The 24,018-nt window shown below is 57.6% G+C and carries 16 protein-coding genes; 11 read left to right on the top strand and 5 right to left on the bottom strand.

All coding sequences use genetic code 11. The features are described 5' to 3' along the window. Positions 1–30: 30 nt before the first annotated feature. Positions 31–1,080: a hypothetical protein gene (locus J3U88_RS20550; protein ID WP_207860853.1), complete on the top strand. Its 1,050-nt coding sequence runs from the start codon at positions 31–33 to the stop codon at positions 1,078–1,080. Between the two features lie 173 nt (positions 1,081–1,253). Then, positions 1,254–2,969 (top strand): alanine/glycine:cation symporter family protein, encoded by a 1,716-nt coding sequence (locus tag J3U88_RS20555; RefSeq protein ID WP_207860854.1) that lies wholly within the window; start codon positions 1,254–1,256, stop codon positions 2,967–2,969. 205 nt (positions 2,970–3,174) lie between these two features. Here the strand turns inward: J3U88_RS20555 and J3U88_RS20560 are convergent, their stop codons facing one another. From J3U88_RS20560 to J3U88_RS20575, 4 genes are all read right to left on the bottom strand, one after another. Next, positions 3,175–4,875, bottom strand: a complete 1,701-nt coding sequence (locus J3U88_RS20560; RefSeq protein ID WP_207860855.1) for an aminotransferase class III-fold pyridoxal phosphate-dependent enzyme — start codon at positions 4,873–4,875, stop codon at positions 3,175–3,177. Positions 4,876–5,097: 222 nt separating this feature from the next. Then, on the bottom strand, positions 5,098–7,752 hold the full coding sequence (locus tag J3U88_RS20565) for a M6 family metalloprotease domain-containing protein (protein ID WP_207860856.1): 2,655 nt from the start codon (positions 7,750–7,752) through the stop codon (positions 5,098–5,100). A 955-nt stretch (positions 7,753–8,707) separates the two neighbouring features. After that, a complete protein-coding gene (locus J3U88_RS20570) occupies positions 8,708–9,778 on the bottom strand; it encodes an HNH endonuclease family protein (RefSeq protein WP_207860857.1) in 1,071 nt (356 codons plus the stop codon). Continuing rightward, positions 9,775–11,022, bottom strand: coding sequence for an AAA family ATPase (locus J3U88_RS20575; protein ID WP_207860858.1), 1,248 nt, complete (start codon positions 11,020–11,022; stop codon positions 9,775–9,777). Before J3U88_RS20575 ends, J3U88_RS20570 begins: the two co-directional genes overlap by 4 nt. Positions 11,023–11,164: 142 nt before the next feature. Between J3U88_RS20575 and J3U88_RS20580 the strand changes: the two genes are divergently transcribed. The 9 genes from J3U88_RS20580 (at position 11,165) to J3U88_RS20620 (ending at position 22,600) form a co-directional block, all read left to right on the top strand. Continuing rightward, positions 11,165–11,851, top strand: a complete 687-nt coding sequence (locus J3U88_RS20580) for a dioxygenase family protein (protein ID WP_207860859.1) — start codon at positions 11,165–11,167, stop codon at positions 11,849–11,851. A gap of 681 nt (positions 11,852–12,532) precedes the next feature. Continuing rightward, positions 12,533–13,162 carry a hypothetical protein gene (locus tag J3U88_RS20585; RefSeq protein WP_207860860.1) on the top strand — a complete coding sequence of 210 codons (630 nt, stop codon included), beginning with the start codon at positions 12,533–12,535 and terminating at the stop codon, positions 13,160–13,162. Between the two features lie 1,265 nt (positions 13,163–14,427). Continuing rightward, complete coding sequence (gene lpdA, locus J3U88_RS20590; RefSeq protein WP_207860861.1) at positions 14,428–15,828, top strand: dihydrolipoyl dehydrogenase; 1,401 nt, start codon at positions 14,428–14,430, stop codon at positions 15,826–15,828. A gap of 54 nt (positions 15,829–15,882) precedes the next feature. Next, on the top strand, positions 15,883–16,485 hold the full coding sequence (locus J3U88_RS20595) for a UbiX family flavin prenyltransferase (RefSeq protein WP_207860862.1): 603 nt from the start codon (positions 15,883–15,885) through the stop codon (positions 16,483–16,485). Positions 16,486–16,498: 13 nt separating this feature from the next. Next, the gene (locus J3U88_RS20600) at positions 16,499–17,353 is read left to right on the top strand and encodes a UbiA-like polyprenyltransferase (RefSeq protein WP_207860863.1); all 855 of its coding nucleotides are present in this window, start codon (positions 16,499–16,501) and stop codon (positions 17,351–17,353) included. Between the two features lie 320 nt (positions 17,354–17,673). Beyond that, positions 17,674–18,789 carry a hypothetical protein gene (locus J3U88_RS20605; protein WP_207860864.1) on the top strand — a complete coding sequence of 372 codons (1,116 nt, stop codon included), beginning with the start codon at positions 17,674–17,676 and terminating at the stop codon, positions 18,787–18,789. A 539-nt stretch (positions 18,790–19,328) separates the two neighbouring features. Then, complete coding sequence (der, locus tag J3U88_RS20610; RefSeq protein WP_207860865.1) at positions 19,329–20,780, top strand: ribosome biogenesis GTPase Der; 1,452 nt, start codon at positions 19,329–19,331, stop codon at positions 20,778–20,780. Between the two features lie 111 nt (positions 20,781–20,891). Beyond that, a complete protein-coding gene (locus J3U88_RS20615; protein ID WP_207860866.1) occupies positions 20,892–21,734 on the top strand; it encodes a 50S ribosomal protein L11 methyltransferase in 843 nt (280 codons plus the stop codon). Further along, positions 21,731–22,600, top strand: coding sequence for an RsmE family RNA methyltransferase (locus J3U88_RS20620; protein ID WP_207860867.1), 870 nt, complete (start codon positions 21,731–21,733; stop codon positions 22,598–22,600). Before J3U88_RS20615 ends, J3U88_RS20620 begins: the two co-directional genes overlap by 4 nt. A gap of 323 nt (positions 22,601–22,923) precedes the next feature. On the opposite strand, the gene J3U88_RS20625 is transcribed toward J3U88_RS20620, so the two are convergent. Further along, a complete protein-coding gene (locus tag J3U88_RS20625) occupies positions 22,924–23,532 on the bottom strand; it encodes a hypothetical protein (protein WP_207860868.1) in 609 nt (202 codons plus the stop codon). Between the last annotated feature and the right edge of the window lie 486 nt (positions 23,533–24,018).

Genomic DNA, 24,018 nt, shown 5'->3' on the forward strand with positions numbered 1-24,018 from the left:
AGAATAAAGACGTTTAGGACGGTACGCACCATGAACCTCGACGAGGGCACGCAACGAAAACCAATTGTGGTGGTTGAAGACCACTTGTATCACATTGGGGAAATCCTGCAAATGTTGCTGTCGGATGCTCCCGAAATCGCGGCCCAGTTGTGCCTGGTCTGTTTGGACCGGCCCGGCCCGGATACCGACGCCGCCGCGGCCGATTGGCTGGCCCAGGCCCCGGACGTCACCGTCGCCGCCGCCGTCAATCCCGGCGTCATCCCCGCCGCGGACCGCGAACGGCTCGTCACCTTGCCGCCCGCCTGCTTCGAGGACACCCCGACCTATTGCCGCACGGTGGCCGGTTTATTGCGACCCGGCGGTTTGTTGCTGCAAGATATCCAACTCGGCACCTTGCGCTTCCTCCCGGACGAACGCTGGTGGGAATCAATTTACCTGGCCAACACGATTCGCGGCATGTTCGCCACCTTGCCGCCCCACTGCCGGTTCATGTCCAACAAATCCGGCTTCGAGGCCACCTTCGGGGCCGATCTCTTCGAGGTGGGTTTCGATCCCCGCGAGGTTTTGGCCAAACACCGTCTCCCCGAATTACTGGTGCCCGTGCTCCAACGCTTCCGGCGCCGCACTTTCCCGCTGCTGTGCCGGCTACCGGGCCCCGACGGCTGGCCCCAGGAACTCTGGCTCAACGACGATCCCCGGGAACCCCTGCAACCCCAGACCTTTTGCGATTTGGTGCTGTGGCATGATCGCCGCCGCCAAACCAAACTCCTGGGAACGCGGCTCAAAACCCGCTCGGGCAAAAACGAGCTTCTACTCAAACGCGACACGAAGGAGTTCGAGACCTGGCAAGGCCTGGTGACGGCCTTCCTCGACGCGGGGCCTGGTTTACCGGTGCGCGAGGTCGGGCGCCGCCTGGCGCCAGAGGACGCGGGCAACGCGGAAATCTCCAACGCGGCGGCGCGCCACATCCACGCCTTGCGCGCCCGGCTCAACGACCCCACCCTCATCCAAACCGAGGATCACCACTACCGACTCGGCACGCGGTGGACCATCGCCGAGGTCAAACCCTATTCCGGCTAACCCGCATTTCTCACAAGGAATTCTACTACCAAGCCGAAACCCTTGTGAGAAATGCGGGCGTACCACCTCCACCCACCTCCGCATTTCCCGCAATCCAAGCCGGAGGTTGGTGAATAGCGCGCCCCGGCCACGCCCTTTATCCTTGTTTCCAAAACGGAAAAGGGGCGAAGTCTATGACATGGGAAGCTTTTCGAACGACCTTTAACGGCATCACCGCCGCGATCAACGGGGTGCTGTGGCACCCGGCCATTTTGTATGTTTTGCTGGGCTGCGGCCTGTACCTGACTCTGCGCGGTCGCCTGATCCAATTCCAAGCACTGCGCCAAGGCATTCCCTTGGTCTTCGGACGCGGCCCCAAGGAGGAAGGTCCCGGTGCCATCAGCCACTTTCAGGCACTTTCGGCCGCGCTTTCCGCCACCGTCGGGCTCGGCAACATCGGCGGGGTCGCCCTCGCCATCGGCATCGGCGGCCCGGGTTCGGTGTTTTGGATGTGGGTGGTCGGTTTCCTCGGCATGGCACTCAAGTCAACCGAGGTCACCCTCTCGATGATGCACCGCGACACCAGCGATCCCGACAACCCCCACGGCGGGCCGATGTACGTGATGGAACGCGGTTTTAAACAAAAATACCCGGCCCTCGCCGGACTGGGCCGTTTCTTCGCATTTTCGTTCGTCGTCGCGCTGCTGGTGGCGGCCTTCACCGGGGGCAACGCCTTCCAAGCATGGAACACGGCCGTGGTCACCGAACAATACCTCGGCTTACCCGGCCCCCTGGTCGGCGGCTTGCTCGGCGCGCTGGTCGCGGTCGTCATTTTGGGCGGCGTATCCCGTATCGGCAAAGTCGCCGGTAAAATTGTGCCCTTCATGTGTGGCTGCTACCTGCTCGCCGCGCTCTACGTGGTCGCCGTCAGCTTCGACCAACTTCCCGACGTGTTGTCCCTCATTTTCAGCTCGGCTTTCGCGCCCCTTTCCGCCCAGGGCGCCTTCATCGGCGGCACCGCCGGTTGGGCCTTCAGCACCGGCATGCAACGCGCCTTTTTCTCCAACGAGGCCGGTCAAGGCTCTTCCGCCATGGCCCACGCCGCGGTCAAAACCAACCATCCCGCCCACGAGGGCATCGTCGCCGGCTTGGAACCCTTCATCGATACCCTGGTTGTCTGTACCTTAACCGCCTTTGTCATTTTGCTCAGCGGCTCCTGGAACCGAAGCCCGGACCTGAACATCCCCGAACCCATCGCACTGCAAGCGAGCGCCGACGGTAGCTGGACCTTAAACGACACCCTGGTGGAACCCTCGCTGGACGAAACCCTGGAACCGGGTCGCGCGGTGTTCCTGCCGTTGCGCTTCGCCGACGACAGCCAAACCGGCCTGCTGATGAACGGGGTGGTCGCGGCGCCGGCGGCGGACGGTCAACCGCGCATCTCCTGGCAGCCGGTCCAGGCGGACAGCCAACCTATTGCGGCCACCTCGGGCTGTTTCCTGCGCTTCGACGGCGCCTCGCTGACGGCGTTTTCCTTCGACCGCGTCCAGCCGGGGCTGGGCCGCTGGTTGGTCACCCTGGCCACCTGGTTCTTCGCCCTCTCCACTATGATCTCCTGGTCCTATTACGGCGAACAAGGCGTGGTCTTTTCCTTCGGCGAAAAGTGGGTGCTCCCCTACCGGTTGGTTTACTGCGGGGTCACGGTGATTTCGGCCTCGGGCCTGCTGCAAACCGCCCAGGAGATCAACCAACTCACCATGCTTGGCACGGGCGCCATGCTCTGGGTCAACATTCCCATTATCATCCTGTTCAGCGGCGACGCCCTGCGCTGCCTGCGCCAAGGCGCCAAAGAAATGGCGAAAGAAACGGCCCGACAAAACGCGGCCCCCCAACCGGTTCGAGAAACCTAGGAGCCTCGAACAACGCGGGGCGGGCCTTCGGCGACGCGCCCCGCCTTCTCGCGAACAAAAGGATTCCTCCTAAGAGGCACGATTAGAGCGCGGGGTATTGGCTGAAGATCCGGCGCTTATCGCGCTGCTTTGTTCTCTTTCTCATTTCGCGACCAAAGAAAAAGCGATGGTAGGGCCAAGGTGGTTCGGCCAACAAGGACAGGTTCTAAGGTTTGTTGCGTTGGGGTTCCATGCCCGTGCTTGGCGCCGCGCCCGCTTTTTGGAAGGAAAAACGGGCGCGCAGCATGTCTTTCATGAATCCGCGTTTGATGGCCTTGTCGGTGAGGGTTTCGCTTTGCCACCACCAGCCGTCGCCGTCCATGGCCTTCGCCGCCGCCACAAACTGGGCGCAAACCGCGTCAAAGGCCGCATCGCTAAAGTTATGGCTCATGATGATGCGCCCGCTACCAACCCAGCTCAGGGACAAACCCTCGGCACGCAAGTAGTACTGGAACATCCAGTTGTAACGGCTGGGCCGGGTGTAGGTGATGGTCCAGATCGAAACCAGATTGGCCACGCGAACCGGGATGTTTGCATCGGCGAGCAGGGTGTTGAGTTTGGCGACCCGCGCGTTCCAGAAGGCCTCGATCCCCGTGTAAGCGGCCAATCGTTCCGGCGCCGACACCTTGCGCAGGAACGCGTTCATCGCGCCCATCACCACCGGATGCGCGTTAAAGGTCCCCCGTGCGAAACACAAATCGGTGGGCCGGTTTTCTCGGAACCGTTTCATCAAATGCGCCTTGCCGCAAACCACGCCGACCGGATACCCGCCGCCCAGGGTTTTGCCGTAGGTAACCATGTCGGCGTTGACCCCGAAAAACTCCTGCGCGCCGCGGTAGGCCAGACGGAACCCGACAAACACCTCGTCGAAAATCAGCACGATACCGCGCTCGGTGCAAACCGCGCGCAGTTCGCGCAGCCAGGCCGCGTAGGCCTCGCCGTCGTAGGCCGCCTTGCGATTACTGTTGATCAGCATCGCGTCGCCCGGCGCATTGGCGTTGGGGTGCAGGGCTTGTAGCGGGTTGACCAACACGCAGGCAATATCCTTGCGGGTGCGCAGGACCCATAAAGTGTCGGCGTCCATGTCTTTGAGGGTGTACACGTCGTGGTTGCCGCGCACGTTGCCGACGCCGGGTTGCACCCCGTCCCACCAACCGTGGTACGCCCCACAGAAACGCACCAGCCGGGGTCGGCCGGTATGGTAACGCGCCAGACGCACCGCCTGCATCACGGCCTCGGTGCCGGACATGTGGAAGGAGACCTCGTCCAAACCGGAAATTTCTTTGAGGCGTTTGACGTTGTCGGCAATGACGGGATGGTACTTGCCCAGGACCGGCCCCAGGTCCTTCACCATCTCGTAACCCTCTTGCATGCATTCTTTGTAAAAGTCGTAGCCAAACAGGTTCACGCCGTAAGAGCCGGTTAAATCATGGGACCAATTGCCGTCCAAATCGCGGACACGGGTGCCCTCGGAAGCGGCGACTAGGTGGCCGATCTTCAGATGGTTGCGCACGTAATTGCGAAAGGGAAAAGGCACCCGGTAGTGGTTGGTAAAAAACACATCGGAGATACCGGCTTCCAAACGTTCGCTAACCGCCAGGGTTTTGGGTGCCTTGCGGCGAAAGGTGTCGGCGAGGCGGTGGAAGGCTTGCTTGCGTTGGTCGGCGACCGCCGCGGGGGCATCGTCGCAGCGAAAAAAGCGGGCTGCATCGTATTCGAAAAACGGCACCAACTTGGCCATACGCCGCGACATCTTGGCATGGCCGCGCAACGAAGGGTGCTTGGCGCGCGACAAACGCAGGCGGATGTGGACCCGGTACACAAGGTAAACGACAACGACGGCGGCGGCAATTTGGTACGGTAACAACGGGAACCCCTTGATACGACGCGGTGAATCCGCGTGGCGGTGCTTGGATCCGGCATTATCGTCAGGCCGCTCGAAAATAGGATCAAAACTCGATGAGTTTTTGGTTGCGGGGTTGCCCTGGAACACCAAGAAAAACCGCCGCGAACGTGGGCATTTGCCCCAAGCGTCCGCGGCGGTTTTCATGGGTTGGGTGAAGTGGTTCCCCTAGGGGAACCCTCTTCGCTAACGGTACTGAATGGCGAGGTTGTAGCTGACACTGTATCGGCTGTCGTTATAAACACGAACCCAATAGGTGCCGGCCGCGCCGTTGGTGTTGTAGTTGATTTGCGCGTTGTTCCCTGATTGTAGCGATGCCGCCACGATACGGCCACTCGGGCCCCACAGGTAAAGATCGGCGTCGCCGCTCCCGCGTCCGGTCAGGTCGACGTTAATGGTCCCGCCGCCGACTTCGATGCGGTAATCGGTATAGCCGTAGCCGCCCAGTCGCCCGGAATCATTGTAGGTAACACCCACCTCGTAGCTTGCCAACAGGCGTGCGTCACGAAAATCACTGTAACCCCAAACCAACGCGTAATAGGTTCCGGCCGCGGGTTCTTCGAACACCATCACCTCGGCGTTGCCGGGTTGTTCGGAAGCCCATTGGTGGCTGAAGCGTTCGGGGCGTTGGTTGTAGGAGACAAACAATTCGCCGTCACCGGAACCACCGCTCAGGGAGAGCGTCAAGCGACGCGCGCCGGACGGAACATCAATTTTGAACCATTGCCCTTGGTTGGCGGCACCGGAAACAGTTACCGGGGTGCCGTTGACCAAGTCGCGATCCGGGATTTGGTAAGAAGCGGTCAGACCCATGCCGTTGTAGGCACTCCAAGCGTGGACGGCAAGGAAGTAATCGCCCGCCGTCGGATTAGCGATTTGGATGACCTCGTTGGTCGCGGGATCGGTTGATTTGGCCAAATACTGTTCGGTCGTGGCGCGTTGGTTGCGTTGCAGGTAAAGGTCGGCATCACCGGAGCCACCGCGGGTTTCGAAACGCAGGTTCACCGCGCCGGAGGGAACCGACAATTTGTAGTAGGCCATGGTTTTGGCGGCGGCACGTAAGCCAACCAGTTCGGCGGGGTTACTCAGCGTAACAACCTCGCCGGAACCGTCGCCACCGTCGCCACCGTCGCCACCGTCGCCACCGTCGCCACCACCGGCTCGGGTATCGGCCGACATGGCGATGCCCGGCGCGGAAATGTTAAATAAGGCAAAGCCGGAATCGGAGCCGTCGTAGTAGCGGCTGCCGGGCGTGGTGTCGGCATGCCACTGGTCCACGTTGCCCTCGTAGAAAAGGTGGGTATGGTGACCCATCGAGTAGTTTTGCGCCAACAGGGAGCCGGCGACATTGGAAGCCTCGACCACGGTCACGCCTTGGCGGGCGTTGGCCGAACTATTGAGATCGTTACCACCGTTTCCTTGCGTGGTATCGATGTGTTGGATTAACAGGCCACCGGTCCAATCCTGACGCTGACCGTTCACACGCTGGGAGAGGCGCGGAATCATGCCGCGGTCCCAGCCGACCGGCGCACGGTTTTCGACCAGGAAGAATTCGTCGTTGCCCTTGCCGCCCTGAAACAGGACCGGCGTTTCGCGGTCGCGTAGCGCAGCGTCAAAGTCCAGTGATTCCCCGTCGGCGGGTTGGCGCGCCTGGCTCCACTGCAAGAAATAACGCGACCATGCGTCCATGGCAACCGGCGTGGTGCCACCTCGTTCCCCGGGCTCGTAACCCCAAGAACCACCCGCCATTAGGGAAAAAATACCCATCCCGGCATTACCGCGATTGATGTCGTAGAGGTCGGGCAGACCGCACATCAAGTGGCCCAATTCGTGAGCGATCACACCCATCGGGTGAATGCCGTCATCATTGGTTAACTCGCCGTTAAGCGCCCAAGACGGCAGTTCCACACCGCCGGCCATCACATCGCCGCGACGCCAAGCGCTCCATTTATGTCCCCACACGTTGGGGGTTTTGGCGGTAGAGGCGGCGTCGTAGCCGGCGACAATGAAATAAACCACGGTTTCATCCAGGGTGAGACGACCGTCGCGGTTGTCGTCCATCGCGGCGAAATCCACGAACCGCGCGGCCTCGGCCAAAGCCGCGTTAATCCAACGGGTTTCAACCTGGTACTTTTGAGCGGCGCTCATGTTGGAGCGGCCGGTGTTGGGATGGTTGATGTTGTCGAGGCGAACCGACACAATGCCACGCGGTTGCCCGCCCTGGCGATGGGCGACGCCGCGGGTTTGGATCAAACCGAAGGAGTTGTCCTCGTAAAAGTTTTTGACCGTTTTGCGACCGGGCGTGTCGTCGAAAATGAGATCATCCCAATCCTGAGCCATGGTGTCGAAGCCTTGGTCGGCAAAGGCGACCCGGATAAACAAGAGATCGCGCGGGCCGGCCACCAACTCGGGATCGTATTTATGATGGGCGGCCCGTTCCATCGGCTGGACACCGTGGCCGTGATCCTCGGCTTGCGCCGCCGCGGTGGGAAAGTAAGACTGGCGCAGTTCCTTGTAGGAACGACCGGGGCGCAGGTGTTTCTGCACGCCGACCGGCACCTCTTGGTTGGGAAGGACTTCGATCCCGGAGGGTATCAACCCGCCGCGTTTGCCGCGCGCGGCGTATTCCCAGCGCCCGGTTCGTTCGTTTTCTACAATGGTGAACCCGTCTTTTTCCAGGTAGTTCACCCATTCATCGCCGACAATGCGCGCGGCAAAACGGCCGTTTTCCTCACCGAGCCAAACGACGGCGTCGGGGTTGGCCGGACCGGCCAAAGCGCTGGTCCAAAAAAAGCAAAGCACCAGAGCGCATATCAGCGCATAGATTGCAGTGATTCTCATTCTATTTTCTCCTCATCTGTGACTCATCACAAAAGACGCGGCTGGGGCGAGGCCGGAAGAAGGCAGACGAAAGGTTGCCCGGCCGTCCCAGTAATCCTGATTCACAATGCGCTATCAAAAATAAGATAGTATGATTGACGGCATCATAAAAGATGATGAATAGACATACAGGATCCCAGCCGCGATTGATTTATTGAAAACACCGCCACCCGTCGCAAGACACGACGCATCGCTGGGCGTCACCGGGTGAACCCAATAAAGGGTTCACCGCAAACCAAAAGAACGCGATAACGCGGGTAACCTGGTTTGCGCCAAAGGCGGGCGACGGTATTTTCAAACATTTTGCCGGCAGCAGAATGTCCCGTTTGTGATGATTGAATTCAATGGTAGTGGAACAGGTAACGAATGCAAGTCCATGAGCTTCCGATCATTCGGTAGACAAAAGCCCTCCATCCGTTCCAATCGCGACAACAACCAAAAAAGCAAGAAGGCACCCGGGGAATTCATGAATGGTTTCCCTTGTTATAAAACAATGAATAAAGGTGCATCATCTTGAAATATTGCTTGTTATCAAGCAGAGCAAAAACCGCAATACAATACATGAATACGCCGTAAAAAGGACGTTCATATAGGGTTTTAGAAGGAGCAACTGGCACGCTCCTTATTGCAACGATTATCCTAGCCAGTCCCTATTCGGTTTGCAAAGGAACCCTGCGCAAATGTCAACTAAATCACAGCGGTTCCGGTCTTTCCGCGCCGGCGAACGTCATCTACCACGTGAAAAAGCATCGTCCCCAACAAGCCCACAAACAACTAGATACAATAACCTTACAGACAAATCAACCCCAACGTCCGTAATCATATTCCAGGGAAACGATCCCCTAACAGGCCTTTTTCAGTTGTGATGCAAAACAACTCACAACCAAGACCACCCGTGCCGCCCTCACCTTTATGGCTACCACACACCCAGCAGACGATCATCTTGAACGAAAAACATGCACTGATCAGCGCTTCGATCAAGGGTTACCCTACATCGATCAAAAACAAGAATTAACTCCCGGTCCAGCACTTCAAAATCCACCAACCTGCTTTCGCTTAATTTGGACGCCGTATCGGCAAGCGCAATTCGTCGGGAAAAACGACACAAATAAAGGAGGCTGCCGTCCTCGAATGTCAAACATAGCTCTCCCAATTCAACAGCAACCTGGTCCAGGACCTTAAATAAAAGTTCTCGCAGTAGCGCCTCGTCATCCCGAACGACTTTAACCCAATCTGCAATTTCGCCGGCGCGAGCCAGGGCATCGGAAAGGTCCCAATCAAGCATATTCCTACGCCAAAGAAGCAGCAGAAAACTCAGAACGGAATGATTTCGTTCCAACATACTCTCGCGAAGGTCCGCCATTTTTCCGGAATCGCCGGCCAACTTCGCCTTTGCATATTCTTTGATCGCCGCAACACAGGTTCTAAAGTGGATTTTGCGTGCCTTTTCTCTTCGGTTCAGCTCAAGAGTTCCAAGTGTTAGCCGAGCGCGTTCCTGATCATGCCTACTTATATCGCGACGAATCACCAACTTCCCGGTTTTGGGAGAAAAAAAGAAGTAGTCCAATGCATCCTCAATATAAGGATTAAGCAACAACGGCGTACCTGAATCCAAAGGAAAGGCATCGCCTTTGGCGGCATTACAAGGACCACAAGCGCCAACGTAGTTGTCCCACAAGAAACACCGCTCAGAATACCGCGATCTTGGGTAGAAGTGGTCTACCTGCGAAAGTTCATTCGACTCACAATAACTCCAATTACCACCGGCGGAAAACTTCAGCCGTTTTAAGATTTCCTGATCCGCTTTCGTGCGTCCCCGGTTTCGCCAGAGACGTTCCGCCTTTTCATCCGTCTCCGTCAGTTCAACCTCGCCTCCTGAACGGTCGGTATAGGTCAAGGTCATCGAAGAATCGACAACTTTCGTATGTCTGCCGGATAAAACATTTTGGGTATGTTTGGAGAGTGAGAGGCGGTGAAGTTTGTTCATCGCTCCTGTAACCCCAGGGGTAATCGTGCTTGAAGCCGATTGAAGGCCTCACGCTTCTCCCGGCGTGCCTCCGGGCTCAGGTCTTCATAAAGCAGTGCTGCTTCCAGTTCAGCGAACCGGGTTCTTAATGCTTCAGCATGATCCGCATGGGCAAAGGGCAAACCAAAGAGATCCGAGGTCGCCGCATCGGCCGTGTTTCCATTGACTACGATGTCGAATTGGTCGGCTGCTAAATGAGCGACAGGCGCACCGGAGTCGGGATCTGGAAGGCGAATGATGCCCCGCGAATCCGCGGCCTGGCAAACAAAAGGACTGTGGGTTGTGACCAAGAACTGAATTTTGGGAAAGTGCTTTTTTAGCCAAAATCCGATCTCCCGTTGCCAGGACAAATGGAGATGGGTTTCTACTTCATCAATAAGGACAATCCCCTCGCGGTAGCTCACCGGATAGGGCTTTCCCTCGCTTTTTAGCATGCGAAAATCTAAATCACCAAAGGACCGGACAATGTGCCGCAAGATATCAACCACAAGGGCGGCAACCGCTTTGTAACCGTCGCTTAGTTGCTCCAATGTCGTGACTTGATCGCCACTTCTCACCTTGAGGCCTTCAGCGTCCACATCCAGTACGGACACACCCGTCGGGAACAAACCATCACTCAAAATTTGGATCGATTGGTCTTTCAATTTTTGAAAACGTCCGCGCCGGTCGCCTTTTAGGCTCCGGTAATCAACCTCTCGCAACCAGGTTATCGCGTCAGTTAGCGCGGCATCGTTGCGAAAAAGTGTCTGTAAACGATCAGCCCAAAACCGGGACTTAGCAAAAGAAAGGGCGTCACCGCTACGCTCGTTCAACCGGCGATAAGGGCCGTATCCCAAAAGAAGACAACCTGGCTCTTCGAGATATTCAATACCTTGGAGGCCTCGATCATCTTTTCGAAACTGTTCGCTCCAGTGAAGCCGACAGGTCAAATCCATTGCATCGGTCTGATCCGTTTTGCCTTTTTCCAGGAAAAGCGAGCCGGTCCAACGCGCTTGACCATGGCGGCGCAATGCGGCTGGGTCAAAGAGGCCTTCCCCAAAACCAGTTACCAAGGCAGCCATCGCTTGGAGCAACGTCGACTTTCCCGACCCATTGCGACCGGCAAAAACCGTCCAGCCGGCATATTCACCGTCGGCTCTCGCCAGGTCGAGTTCTACCGACGAAAAACAGCGAAAGTCCTTGAGTTCTAGCTTGCGAATATACACAGCAACGCCTCACATAGGGGATCTTGGTCACTTAACCACGAACCGTTTTTTGGAGACAAGATCTTTCTAACGAAGTTTTTTACGCATTTCACTGCTTCAAAAGAAACCTGAAACCCCCATTAAAACGTAGGAAACACCAAGGATGAACCAAAACACACAAAAACGGGGGGTTTCCATGGTGACGCGACGGCATTGGCTTAAGGGTGTGGCGGGTGTTCTGGGCGGCGGGTTAGCCGCAAATGTGGCGGCGGATTGTCCGATCACCCCGCGCATGGGGCCCGGCCCCTTTTATCCCGCGGTTACCATTCCCAAGTTGGTCGATTTAACCCAGGGCGGCAAAGCGGCGGGCGAACCCACCTTTGTTTTTGGCCAGGTGTTGGACCGCGATTGCAAGCCGATCTTCGGCGCGGCCGTGGAGATTTGGCAATGCGACAACAACGGCCGCTACCGGCAGGACGCAACACCCGGCGACAGCCACGATCCCGGCTTTGCTTATTTCGCCCACGCGATTACCGACCAACAGGGCGCCTACTTCTTCAAAACCATTTTGCCGGTACGTTACGGCAGTCCCGGTTTCAGCCGCGCGCCCCACATCCATTACAAGGTCCACAAAAACGGCTTCCGCCAACTGGTAACCGAAATGCATTTCGCGGGTGATCGCTTCGCGGCGGTACGCGATCAGGATCCCGTGCTCGACTCGGTGCCGCGGGCCCAACGCGCCGCGCTGATCGCCGCCGAGGTCGATATCGCCACCATTCCCCAACTGAAACCCCACGCGGACGGCAAAAGCCCCTGCCGCCGCTTCGATCTGATTCTGGATAAGGCGTAAGGCGCTTTTTTTTTACGAACGAAGTCCCAAATAAGCCGACAACTCAGACTTCACCAAGACAAAAGTCGCTTCGCGGGTCCTGCATTTTTCAAAATGATGGTTCCACCATTTAGTGAACCGATGATCGCGCGCGCTACGCGGGAGTGATTCCCACGGCCAAGGGCCACCAACTTGGCTACCTGCCGGCGACAGGCATGCACCACACCGGAAAGCCTGCGCACCATTCGGGATTTGGCGGCATGCCTCAACGGCGCTTGCCCGGAAGGCCCCTGCCAGGCGCAATAGGCACACCCAAGACCATCCAACCACGGCTTTCCCTGAAAAACATTTCGGGGAAAGCCGTTTTCGGTTACCGAGGTCACCTTTTCAAAACTCGGCGATTGCCGCACAACAGCAAGTACTTGAGTCCGTCTTATTTTCCGTGTTTTAATGCGATCTTCAGGGCAGCAGAACTGCTCCCCCCCCGCTTGCCACCAGGGTTTTTTCGGTTTTTTGCCGTCATTTCGGCACTATCTAAACGACAACATCCTTCTTTCCTCGCGCTAATTCACGCGCATTCGGCCTTCTTTCGCCACCGATTAACAACAAAAAGCAAAGGTAAGTTAGGGAATCACAAACACGAACCACATCGCGTTCTGTAGAATAGGGTTCACCCACACCACATGAGGAGTCGACTGCTTGATGTCGCAATCACCGAGTTCATCGCACAATTTCTTGGAAGATACCGGAATCCATCGCCTAAAACCCCCGGCCGCGCCACTGCGCTTGAAGACCGTTAGCCTGTGCGCCCTGCTGGCCTTTTCCTTGTGCATCAACCTCTTGCTTATCAGCGACTTTAGCAGCCTTCGTTCCGACCCCCCGCCCCTTCCCGGCGAAAACCCGTTTGCCAAAGCTTCCTTTAGCTTGACCCCGGCGGCGGGCGCGGAACACGGCCGTGAAGAACCCGAACTCGCCTTGTACATGAGCCACATGCAGCGTTACACCCAGAAGCTGGGATTGGCGATTGCCGCACAAAACCAGCCCCTGGCCACTTTTTACCAACACGAGCTGGAAGAAAACCTGGAGACGGTGATCGACGAGGTAACGACCTATGACGGCATGCCCATCGCCCAACCCGCCAAGGTGATGACCCTGCCCCACGTTGAGGAACTGGAAGCGCGCATCAAGAAAGGCGACTGGGCCGGCAGCAAGGTAGCCTTTAAGAATTTGGTTAAATCCTGCAACATGTGCCACGAACAAACCAAGCACGGTTTCATCAAAATCACGGACAACACCGATCACAACCCGTTCAATCAGGACTTCACACCCTAAGAAGCGGAAATCGGGACAGAAAAGAAGCGCCCAGGGACAGCCCCCTGTAAACGAATGACTTAAATGTTTCTTACCCCAGCAACACCGTAATAACCGGTTTTTTTTGCGAAACACGTCGTAGGGTAACGATCAAGTGAGGCCCACGTTGGCAACCTCTGGGAAAAAGAGCGTTGGGTCCGCGGCCGTGCAGGCCTTCCACCGCGCATCCTTGACACGGGTGGGGCCGACCCGCTTAAAGGAACATTCTGGGACGGACACCTGTAAACAACTGACCTTGCGAATGTTGCCTCCAGACTTCGATACCGGGTAAATTGGATTACGCACCATTCGCTAACCTTCAAGCCAAGCCCACGTTGGCAACCTCTGGGAAAAAGAGCGTTGGGTCCGCGGCCGTGCAGGCCTTCCACCGCGCATCCTTGACACGGGTGGGGCCGACCCGCTTAGAAATCTCACGGCCGACGGAAAGACTGATGTTGATGAAGCCTTCGCCCCGCCGACCGACATCGAGTTTAGCGCGTCACCACCCGCGTCAAGGACCGCTCCGCCAAAAAATCGGGACCTCCCAACCGAGCAAGCTCGGTCGGGTCCCTCCAATTTTTTGGCTCCGCTTGCGCTGCATGGGTCACGATCCGGCCTTCTGGAATCCTGATGTTTTGCATCAAACCATGCGAAACAACAACGCTGAGAACACCCGAACATAGGGACAGGGGACACGGGGACAGGGGACGCGGGGACAGACACCTGTAAACGACTGCTTTTATAAATCTTGGCCGATCACCGCCAGGTTCAAGCGTTTTCGGATCAACGAAGCGACGGCATCATCCCATGCGCGATCCATCACAACAGGGAAACACCGCCCATCGCCATCCTCAATTCATCCTCCCATCCTGCTGAGAAATGACGGATACCAAGCCCAGCCCAACGGTCATGACGCATTCCTAGGCCCAGCCCAACCAAAAATAGGACACCAAACCCAACAAAACAGCCCATCCTGATCAACAACATCCACCGCGGGTTTTGCGCTAGAATGTGAGCGCTGTTGTGATGCGGCGGGCCGGCACGAACCCAATCCAGGTTTTCACCGCCCCTTTTTCCAGCCGAGCCTACCCCTTGTAGGGATTACGGGTGAGGCGGGTTTGCGGTAGAAAAACCGCCCGCGCATCCGGTCGTCCGCCATGGCTTATCCCTTGCCTGTTTCCGTTTTTTCCGCCCCGGACGACCCCGTTTTTGATGGTTCCAATTAACACGATCCGGAGGAAGGATTCATGAATGAACTCAAAGTTAACAGTGTCGTGCTGGGCGCGGGACCCGGCGGTTACGTCGCCGCCATTCGTTTGGCCCAACTCGGCGTGGACACCTTGCTCGTCGAAAAAGAGTACTATGGCGGGGTTTGCCTCAACGTCGGCTGTATTCCGTCCAAGGCTCTGATCCACGTCGCCAAATCCTTTGAGTCCATCGGCAAAATGAACGATTTCGGCATCACCGCCGAGGCCCCGGCCATTGACTTCAGCAAAACCCAAGCCTGGAAAAATAAGTTGGTTGGTCAGTTGACCGGCGGCATTAAAACCTTGGTCACCAAAAACGGCGCCAAGGTGTTAGAAGGGACCGGCACCATCATGGGCACCAACAACCTGCGCGTGATGGCCGCGGACGGCTCCGAAACCAAAGTCAGTTTTGAAAACCTCATCATCGCCACCGGCTCCTCCCCGATTCACATTCCCACCTTCCCCGTCGGCAAACGCATCATCGACTCCACCGGCGCCTTAGGCCTCACCGAGATCCCAAAACACATGACGCTGATCGGCGGCGGCTACATCGGCCTGGAACTGGGTTTTGTGTACCGCAAGCTGGGCGCCGAGGTAACCGTGGTCGAAATGATGGACAGCGTGCTGCCCGGCTTTGATAAGGACGTGGTAAAGGCCATGACCCGCAAGCTGAAAAAAGGCAAGTTCCAGGTGTTGACCGGCGCCAAGGCCAAGGGTTACCAAGAAACGGAAAACGGCGTGCAATTGACGGTGGAACACAAAGGCAAAGACCTCACCATCGACACCGATTACGTATGTGTCACGGTCGGCCGTCGCCCCAACACGGGCGGGATCGGTCTGGAAAACGCGGGCATTCACTTGGACGACCACGGCTTTATTAAGATTGACGACCAACTGCGCACCAATGTACCCAACATCTTTGCCATCGGCGACGTGGCCGGTCAACCGATGCTGGCCCACCACGCGTCCTACCAAGGTGAAATCGCCGCCGAGGTCATCGCCGGCCACGCGGCCAAAGCCGACGCCAAGGTTTGCCCCGCGGTGGTTTTCACCGATCCCGAAATCGCCACGGTCGGCAAAAGCGAGGACGAGGCACGCGCCTCCGGCCGCGAAATTTCCGTCGGCAACTTCCCTTTTGCAGCCTTGGGTAAAGCCAAAGCAGGCAACGACACCGAGGGTTTTGTCAAGATCATCGCGGACAAAGAAACGGAAGAAGTGTTGGGCGTGGTCATTGTCGGCCACAACGCGGGCGATCTCATCGGCGAGGCGACCCTCGGCATCGAGATGGGCGCGTTCCTGGACGACCTCAGCCTGACCATCCACCCACACCCAACCTTAACCGAAGCGCTGATGGAAGCGGCCAAGAAAGCCAAAGGTCACGCGATTCACGTCTTAAATTAAAACAAAGACGGCGGTGATTCCCCGAATTCACCGCCGCCGACCAAGGACCTGTTCATGCAAACACCCCGACGTCGCATTGGTTTAGCCCTGACGGGCGCCAGTGGTGTCGCCTACTTTTTACGCACCTTGGAACGTCTGCGCGCCTTTCCCGAGCTCGAGCTGCATTTGGTCGCATCCGAGGGCGGCAAACGCGTGCTCCACGACGAAGAGAACATGAAGTGGGGCGACATCAATACCGAGGGCTGCGTGGTTCACGGCACGCGCAATATCGGCGCCTCCATCGCCTCCGGCTCCAATGGGTTGGAGAGTTTGGTGGTGGTCCCCTGCAGCATGAGCAGCTTAAGCGCCATGGCGATCGGGATGGCCGAAAACTTGGTGCATCGCGCGGCGGCGGTCCAGTTGAAGGAAGGCCGCACGTTGATTGTGGTCCCGCGGGAAACTCCGCTTTCCCTGATCAGCCTGCGCGCCATGGTCACCTTGCGCGAGGCCGGCGCGGTAATCATGCCCGCTTCACCGGGTTTTTACCATCAACCCCAAACCGTCACCGACTTGGTGGACTCGGTGGTCGACCGCATTATCGACCACTTAGAAGTCGCCGATCAGGCCGTCAGACGCTGGAACCCCACGCCCACGGGTCCACCCAATCCCCAAGCCTAACGAGGAGCCAACCATGACCGCGGCATTTGTAGAAACGATGAAAATGATCAAAATCGAACACAGCGTGTTTGCGCTGCCGTTCGCCTTGGTCGCGGCTTTTATGGCCGCCGGCGGCGTGCCGGAGTGGTCCACGCTCGCATTGATTGTGCTCGCCATGGTTTGCGCCCGCTCGGCGGCGATGGCGTTCAACCGCTGGCTCGACGCCGATATCGACGGCCAAAATCCGCGCACGGCAATGCGTTCCATTCCCGCCGGCCGCCTCAGCGCCGCCTACACCCTGGGTTTCACCATCGTTTGCAGCCTGTTATTTATCGCCTCGGCGTGGATGCTCAACCCACTGGCCTTCATGCTCTCCCCGCTGGTGCTTGCCTGGCTGTTGGGTTACAGCTTTACCAAACGATTTACCGCGCTGTGCCACGTCTGGCTGGGCGCCGCCTTGGGTCTGGCCCCCTTTGGCGCATGGGTCGCGGTCGCCGGCGAGATTCACCCACTGCCGTTGGCGTTGGGTTTGGCGGTCACGGGTTGGACGGCCGGTTTCGACATCATTTACGCCTGTCAGGATTTGGATTTTGACCGCGCCAACCGCCTCAACAGCATTCCAACCCGTCTGGGCGTACACAACAGCTTGCTGCTCTCCAAGGTTCTGCATGTGGCCATGATCGCGGTATTGGTCGCCATCGGTTTTAACACCCCGCTCCATCCCGTTTATTGGCTGGGTTTGGCAATGGTGGTCGCCTGTTTGGTTTACGAACACAACCTTGTGCGCGGCGGGAATTTGGAAAAGGTAGACATGGCTTTTTTCACCATGAACGGGGTGGTTTCCCTGGTTTTCGGTTTCACAACCTGCCTGGCCGTCGTACTCCACTAACCCGTCTCGCTCACGAGGGGATGTCGCGAAAAGCTGGAACCCTGGCGCGGGCGATGATTGCGACCGTGGGTCGGTCCAAGCGGTGCACCGCGGCCTCGCGGACGGCTTGATCGAGGAAGGCGGAAGGTCGCCCCCCGCAATCGCAAGGGTTGCCCTATGGCAGGCGCCCGCGTGAGCAATTCGGGCAGACCCCAAAAATCGATTCAAACCAAGCCAACCTACGACGACAAAGCCTACTTTCTACTGGCCGGCACGCGGTGCTTTCCGCTAGGCTGTAGGTTCACGATTGCGATCTTCACGCTGCTACAGGAGTCACCGCCATGGCGATGAATAAAAAAGTTTCCTGCTGTCTTTTCGGATGTTTGGGCACCGGCTTAACCCTGGTATTTCTCTCCCTCGGTTTCTTTTGGTTCCTCACCAAAACCGGTGACTTCGAGGAAGAGGCCACGGTTTTTGTTCCCGACGGCCAAAGCTACCTGCGCGTGATCGTCCGCCCGGAAGATGAAGCATTGATCGGTCTCTTCGCCGATTTGGCGTTGGTTGATCAAGAGGCCACCAACCGCAGAGTGCCGGAAGATTTCCGCTGGTTGAGTCAAATGGGCAACAAAGATCGCCCTACCCTGATCAAGGAACTCAAGTACTACACCCCGATAGAATTTGAAATGACCTACCTCGGTCCCAGCGAGGCAGGTGAGGACCTGTTCATTTTCGGTGTCGGCTTCGGTTCCAACAAAAACCTTTTCTCCCTGGGTTACAGCTTCTTCCGCATGGCGTTGCGCGAGGAGGGAAAAACCCGAACCATCAGCGGCAAGGAAATCATCGTTGTGGAAGAGCCCAACGAAACGGTGTTCATTCATTTAGAAGACGGCGTCTTTTACTTCTCCCTGTCGGAAGAACCGATGCGGATCGCCCTTGAAGGCGCGCAACGCCAGGTTGAAGTCAACGCGCGACTCAGTCCGCTGTACAACATCAACCCCGACGCTACCCTCTATGGCTTCCTCAAACAAGAAGCCCTGCGCCGGCTCCCCAACTTGTTAATCACGGACCCGGACACCGACGATTGGCTTTACAACGGGGACACGGAGCAACTGACCGCCTTTGACACCACCATCTCCCAGGTAGGATTCGACCTCAACGCGGAACAGGACAACCAGCTCTTACTGCGTTACCAGATCTTCTGTGATCCGGGCGAAGCCTTTGCCTCCCATCTCAATGAAATCGAACAGCGCATCGCGCAACGCGGGATCGAAGGCGAATTCAACGCAACGGTTCACCAACGGGACTACGGCTACGAGCTTCACCTGCAACTCTCTGATATCAGCAACCTGCTGCGCGATTTAGTTGAGAAAGCAGAAGAATTGGAGCACAGGGACAACGAGGTCGCCCCAGCGACAGAGGAAGCCACCCCGGTTGAAACGGAGACCTTTGATCAATAACACCGGATCCTGTCCGACGCCATACCCCGGCACTGATCGGTAAAACGCCGATCAGTGCTTGAACCTAAGTCGCGGGATACGTCCCGGTGATACTGACAGAACAATCAAATGAAACGCCGCGTCCTGGCGGGCCGGCCCGCATTTCTCACCAGAAGCGCTGCTCTGGCGCTGAAATAACTGCGATTACTTAGGTTCCTCGGTTGCACCGTTGCAAACCAACGGTGGGGCAGCCTCGACGTAGCACGGCTACGCCGCAAAGTCGGCCCCGCTACGTTTGCCCTCGGTCGTAACCCGTTTCCTCACAGTGATTTCAAAGCCTCGCAACGACTTCTGGTGAGAAATGCGGGCCCGTTCACGAGCCCCCCCGATGCCGGCGTTCCTGAAAGGGTGAATGCAGTCTGCGCCACCGATGAAAAAACAGGTAAAACCCAAACAATCATTGCGCCGAGGTCCGTTTTTAGTGACAATAGCCGGTTCGCGGTCGTTTTTTGGCCGCCGCGTTGCGGGCCCGCCCGTTTTACTTGGAGCATCGAATCGTCATGGAACCCAAAAAACCTCATTCCGAACCCGTCGCCCCTCGAGAGGGCGCCAAACCCTCAACGGGCCGCAAACCTTATTACAAAGCAACGCTGAGCAGTATTGAAGACCGCGAGTTACCGGTCGTCGCCGTGGTTGGCCAGCCCAACGTGGGCAAAAGCACGATATTTAACCGACTGACCCGCTCGCGCCGCGCCATTATCGACGCCACCCCCGGCATGACCCGTGACCGGTTATACGGTACCATCCATCGCGACATGGGTAGCTTCCGTTTGGTGGATACCGGCGGGATTGAAGAGCGTTCCGATCTGATTGCCGAAATGATCAAAGGCCAAACCCACCACGCCATTCTTGAAGCAGAAGTCATTGTTTTTATGGTCGACGGCCGCGCCGGCTTAACCGTTCCCGATGAGGAAATCGGCCAAGCCCTGCGCATGCAAAGCAAGCCGGTGATTCTGTTCCTGAACAAAATGGAAGGCCGTAGCCCCGAACAAATCGACCCCGAGTTTTACAAGTTCGGCTTCGATATTCTGGTAACCGGCTCCGCCGCCCACGGCGAGGGCATGGAAAACCTGATGATCGCGGTCGAAAACAAACTGGAAGGCAAGTGGCGCGATCCCAAAAAAGCGGTTGCGTCACCACCGATCCGTCTGGCAATTATCGGGCGTCCCAACGCGGGCAAAAGCAGCATTGTCAACAAAATGCTCAATGAGGAACGGGTGATGGTCAGCGACATTGCCGGCACCACCCGCGATCCGATTGACAGTTACCTTAATTACAACAAACAAACGTTTTGTTTGGTCGACACCGCCGGGATTCGCAAACGCGGCAAGATCAAGGGCAGTCAGGAAAGCTTGTCTGTCCTGATGGCCACCCGTCAGGTGGAGAACGCCGACGTGATCGCCTTGCTTGTGGACGCCTCCGATCCCGAGGCCGCCCAAGACGCGGCCATTGCCGGGATTGCCAACAAGGCCTACAAACCCATCATCGTGGTGGTCAACAAGTGGGACCTGGTCGAGGATAAAGAAACCAACACGGCCAAGAAATTCGAAGAACGCATCCGGCGCCGTCTTAAGTTCCTGGAAACAGCGCCCTTTGTTTTTGTTTCCGCGCTGACGGGTCAACGCGTTACCCGCGTGTTGGACCTCGCGGTTGAACTGCACGAGCGTGCGAGCCAACGGGTCACCACCGGCGTGCTCAACCGTTTTGTGGAGGACATTGCCAAAAACCACCGTGTCCCCCGCGCCAAGGGCCGCCACTTCAAAGTGTTTTACATGACCCAGGTCGAGGTTTCACCGCCGACCTTTGTCGCCGTGGTCAACACCAACCAGCCGCTGCACTTCACCCAAGAACGTTTTTTGGTAAACCGCATCCGCGAAGCCTTTGAGCTGGACGGGGTCCCCATCAAGCTGGTCATCAAACCACGCTCGGGTCGCAACGCGGACAAAGAGTAGCCACGCCCCTCCGGTCCCGCACAAAACCGGACCTTTCATGAGGGGTTCACAACCCGCGGTCCCGCGTCCGTGTTACATTAGCGTCATCCCACCAAAACAAGGATCGCCGTCATGAAACGCGTCAGTTTGTTTGTGCAATCGCTTGAGCAAGAGGATTTCGTCGAGCAGTGGCTTTGGTCCGACGGTGCTTTTTCCGTCTCGACCATGCCGCCTTCAAACCCGGACCGGCGGCTGGAAGCAGTTTACGAAGCACTCGACGAAAGCGACTTTGACCAACGCCTGCAGCAGGCGGCGGTCCACTGGCCGGGCGAGGCGCCGCCGATCAGCATTTGCGACATCGATCCACAGGATTGGCAAAACAACTGGCGCGAAAACTTTAAGCCCATCCAAGCCGGCCCTTTTAACTTGGTGGGCGAATGGGAAGGCGAAAGCTCTGACGACCACACCATTTTGATTTACCCCGGCCAAGCCTTCGGAACCGGCCAACACGAAACCACCCGCCTGGTACTCGAACACATGGAGACCTTGGATCTGGCGGGCAAACGCGTGCTGGATATCGGTTGCGGCACCGGCATTTTGTCCATCGCGGCCGAGAAGCTGGGCGCGGCCGAGGTGTTTGGTTTTGACATTGATCCCGATTGCCGCGAAAACATGCAACACCACCTGCGCATCAACAACAGCAGCAAGGTCACGCTTGAGATCGGCACGCTCAACGATGTCAACCTTCCCCATCCAAACTATGACCTGGTGCTGGCCAACATCACCCTCAACGTACTGCAAACGGTTTGGCCGCAAATCCCAGGGTTGCTGGCCGAGGGCGGGCACCTAATCAGCTCCGGCATTTTGATCGAACAAAAGGATACGGCCGAAGCATTACTCCACGAACAAGGTTTCACCATGTACCGACACACGGGCCTGGGTGAATGGCTACTCCTGGCGGCGCAGCGGCGATGAAACGGCTACTCGTCGACAGCATCCCCAGCGTCGGCACGGTGTTCCCGGCCCCAACCGACGAAGCGTTCCATTTGGTGCACGTCCTTCGTGCCAAGCAGGATGAAGCGGTGGAAGTGCTGGACGGCCGCGGCGGCGTCGCACAAGGCCGCATTCACCACATCAGCAAACGCACGTGCGATATTGAGATCGAAGCTGTCACCCGGGCCGAACGCGAATCGCCGTTGTGGCTGGGCGTGGTCGCGGCCTTACCGGTCCAGCGCAATACCTTCGACAGCCTGCTGCCAGGCCTGGTCCAACTGGGTGTCAACCATGTTGCGTTGGTGCAGACCGCATTCGGGGGGCGACTCAAAAAAGATCGCGACAAGTATCAAAAGCGCCTGGCCGATATCACCCGCCAAAGTCTCAAACAATGCGGCCGTTTGTTTTTACCGGAAATCAGCCTAGGCGCTACCTGGCCGGAAACCCTCGGCTTGCCGGCGGCGGACGAGGCGATGGGCTTTTTGTTCCATCCCTACAATCCCGCGTCAAGCGATCCCGCGTCAAGCGATCCCGCGTCAAGCGATCCCGCGTCAAGCGATCCCGCGTCAAGCGATCCCGCGTCAAGCGATCCCGCGTCAAGCGATCCCGCGTCAAAGGCGGCAGACGCGGGACGACCCCACCGCGTTTGGCTGGCGTTCGGCCCGGAAGGCGGATTCAGTGATGAGGAAGCGGCCGAGGCCCACGCGGCGGGTTGGACCCTGCAGAGCATGGGCCCCCGCATTCTGAAAATGGAGACCGCGGTCATCGGCGCCGCCTATTGGGCGCAAGCCCGCTGGGGGGACGGCCTGGGCAATCAAGACACGAACCCCACAACCGCGGTGAAATAAGCCCCCGACTAACCCGCATCTCTCACAAGGAATGCTGCTACCGGGCAGCCCATGCGATGACGTGGGGGCGGCCTTCCGCATTACTCGGTCGAGCCGCCTTCGCCTCAGCTGCTACGCCGAAAGGTCGGCCCCGCGAAAGGTCGGCCCCGCGAAAGGTCGGCCCCGCGAAAGGTCGGCCCCGCGAAAGGTCGGCCCCGCGAATGGTCGGCCCCGCGAATGGTCGGACCCGCGAAAGGTCGGACCCCTGTTCCGTCTCTCGGTCCTAATCTTCGTGTTCACAAGGCTTTCAGCGTCTCGCGACGAATCCTTGTGAAAGATGCGGGCTAACCTTCAGAATCGTCCTCGTCATCTCCGCCTTTTGGCGGCGGATCGTCGGGTGTGATGGGATCAACCACCATGCAGGGCACCCCGGGAGATTTGTCAAAATCAAAAATAAGCCGCTCTGTATCGCGGGGTTTCGCGATAAATACGCGGAACGGCCCCCTGCAATCGATCCGGTTGCTTTTCACAACTTCGCTTTTGGTATTAAAAACAACAGCATATTGGTTGCCGGGGCAAGCCAACAGCGTAAGGAAAAAGCTGTCGCCACAGGAGAGGTGCAGAATCACCTTTTCCCCGCTCCCTTTTTTGCCACCCTTCGGGGGGGGATCGTCCGGGGTGGGTGGATCCACAACCATGGCGCCAACCCTATTCGAGGTGTCGCCGAAACCAAAATTACCGCGCACCCCACCGTGCTCTCTTTCAATGAAGATGTCAAAAGAACCCTTAACCAAGCGTTCAAGCCCTTTGTTATCCTCTCCAAAGGAAAAAATCGTTTTAAATTTCTCTCCCCCCACGGCAACCAACTCAAAACGAAAGTTGATGCGGTTATCGATCACCAGTACCGGGGTTTCAACGGGGGTCACCCCTCCGATTTTAGGCTTGCTAGTCATGAGCGTTCTCCTTTAGTACCAACGTTGCGTCGGCGTCCCTGCTTGAGATGTTTGCGGGGTGTTGTTCTCCGCCCGCCCTTCACAGCAAACCCATCAAAGACACGCACAGTCCCCGGGGAAAAACCTTAGCGCGTTTTTCTGAGCGGCATCCACCAAAATGCCAAGCCATGATACGGACGATGCTGGACGCGTGCAAGGCTCAGGACCCAACCGAATGGCCCCCCACCTCACGACATCTTATCACCTAAGAAGCGCGATAACGCGCGGTGATTTTAGCTAAACCTCTGGCTTACAATGGCCTGCAAAAACATTCACTGCACCCGACGGGTGCGCGCCGTGCGCGACCCCGGTCCGCTTTTACCAAACCATTTGGCTCCAGATCATTAACCAAAATCCCACGCTTCGCGCCTCTTAGGTATCAGCAAAGAGCGTGGAACAAGTTTTTCACACCCCATTTATCTCAAGCAAGAATTCAACAAATTTCCT

The organism is Acanthopleuribacter pedis (genome assembly GCF_017377855.1).
Classification (GTDB): Bacteria; Acidobacteriota; Holophagae; order Acanthopleuribacterales; family Acanthopleuribacteraceae; genus Acanthopleuribacter; species Acanthopleuribacter pedis.

What these genes read in the sequence shown, in the direction of transcription:
- lpdA (WP_207860861.1), top strand. Translation starts at nt 14,428, where the DNA reads ATGAATGAACTCAAAGTTAACAGTGTCGTGCTGGGCGCGGGACCCGGC.
- J3U88_RS20580 (WP_207860859.1), top strand. Translation starts at nt 11,165, where the DNA reads ATGAACCAAAACACACAAAAACGGGGGGTTTCCATGGTGACGCGACGG.
- J3U88_RS20565 (WP_207860856.1), bottom strand. Translation starts at nt 7,752, where the DNA reads ATGAGAATCACTGCAATCTATGCGCTGATATGCGCTCTGGTGCTTTGC.
- J3U88_RS20550 (WP_207860853.1), top strand. Translation starts at nt 31, where the DNA reads ATGAACCTCGACGAGGGCACGCAACGAAAACCAATTGTGGTGGTTGAA.
- der (WP_207860865.1), top strand. Translation starts at nt 19,329, where the DNA reads ATGGAACCCAAAAAACCTCATTCCGAACCCGTCGCCCCTCGAGAGGGC.
- J3U88_RS20625 (WP_207860868.1), bottom strand. Translation starts at nt 23,532, where the DNA reads ATGACTAGCAAGCCTAAAATCGGAGGGGTGACCCCCGTTGAAACCCCG.
- J3U88_RS20605 (WP_207860864.1), top strand. Translation starts at nt 17,674, where the DNA reads ATGGCGATGAATAAAAAAGTTTCCTGCTGTCTTTTCGGATGTTTGGGC.
- J3U88_RS20620 (WP_207860867.1), top strand. Translation starts at nt 21,731, where the DNA reads ATGAAACGGCTACTCGTCGACAGCATCCCCAGCGTCGGCACGGTGTTC.
- J3U88_RS20600 (WP_207860863.1), top strand. Translation starts at nt 16,499, where the DNA reads ATGACCGCGGCATTTGTAGAAACGATGAAAATGATCAAAATCGAACAC.
- J3U88_RS20595 (WP_207860862.1), top strand. Translation starts at nt 15,883, where the DNA reads ATGCAAACACCCCGACGTCGCATTGGTTTAGCCCTGACGGGCGCCAGT.
- J3U88_RS20585 (WP_207860860.1), top strand. Translation starts at nt 12,533, where the DNA reads ATGTCGCAATCACCGAGTTCATCGCACAATTTCTTGGAAGATACCGGA.
- J3U88_RS20570 (WP_207860857.1), bottom strand. Translation starts at nt 9,778, where the DNA reads ATGAACAAACTTCACCGCCTCTCACTCTCCAAACATACCCAAAATGTT.
- J3U88_RS20615 (WP_207860866.1), top strand. Translation starts at nt 20,892, where the DNA reads ATGAAACGCGTCAGTTTGTTTGTGCAATCGCTTGAGCAAGAGGATTTC.
- J3U88_RS20555 (WP_207860854.1), top strand. Translation starts at nt 1,254, where the DNA reads ATGACATGGGAAGCTTTTCGAACGACCTTTAACGGCATCACCGCCGCG.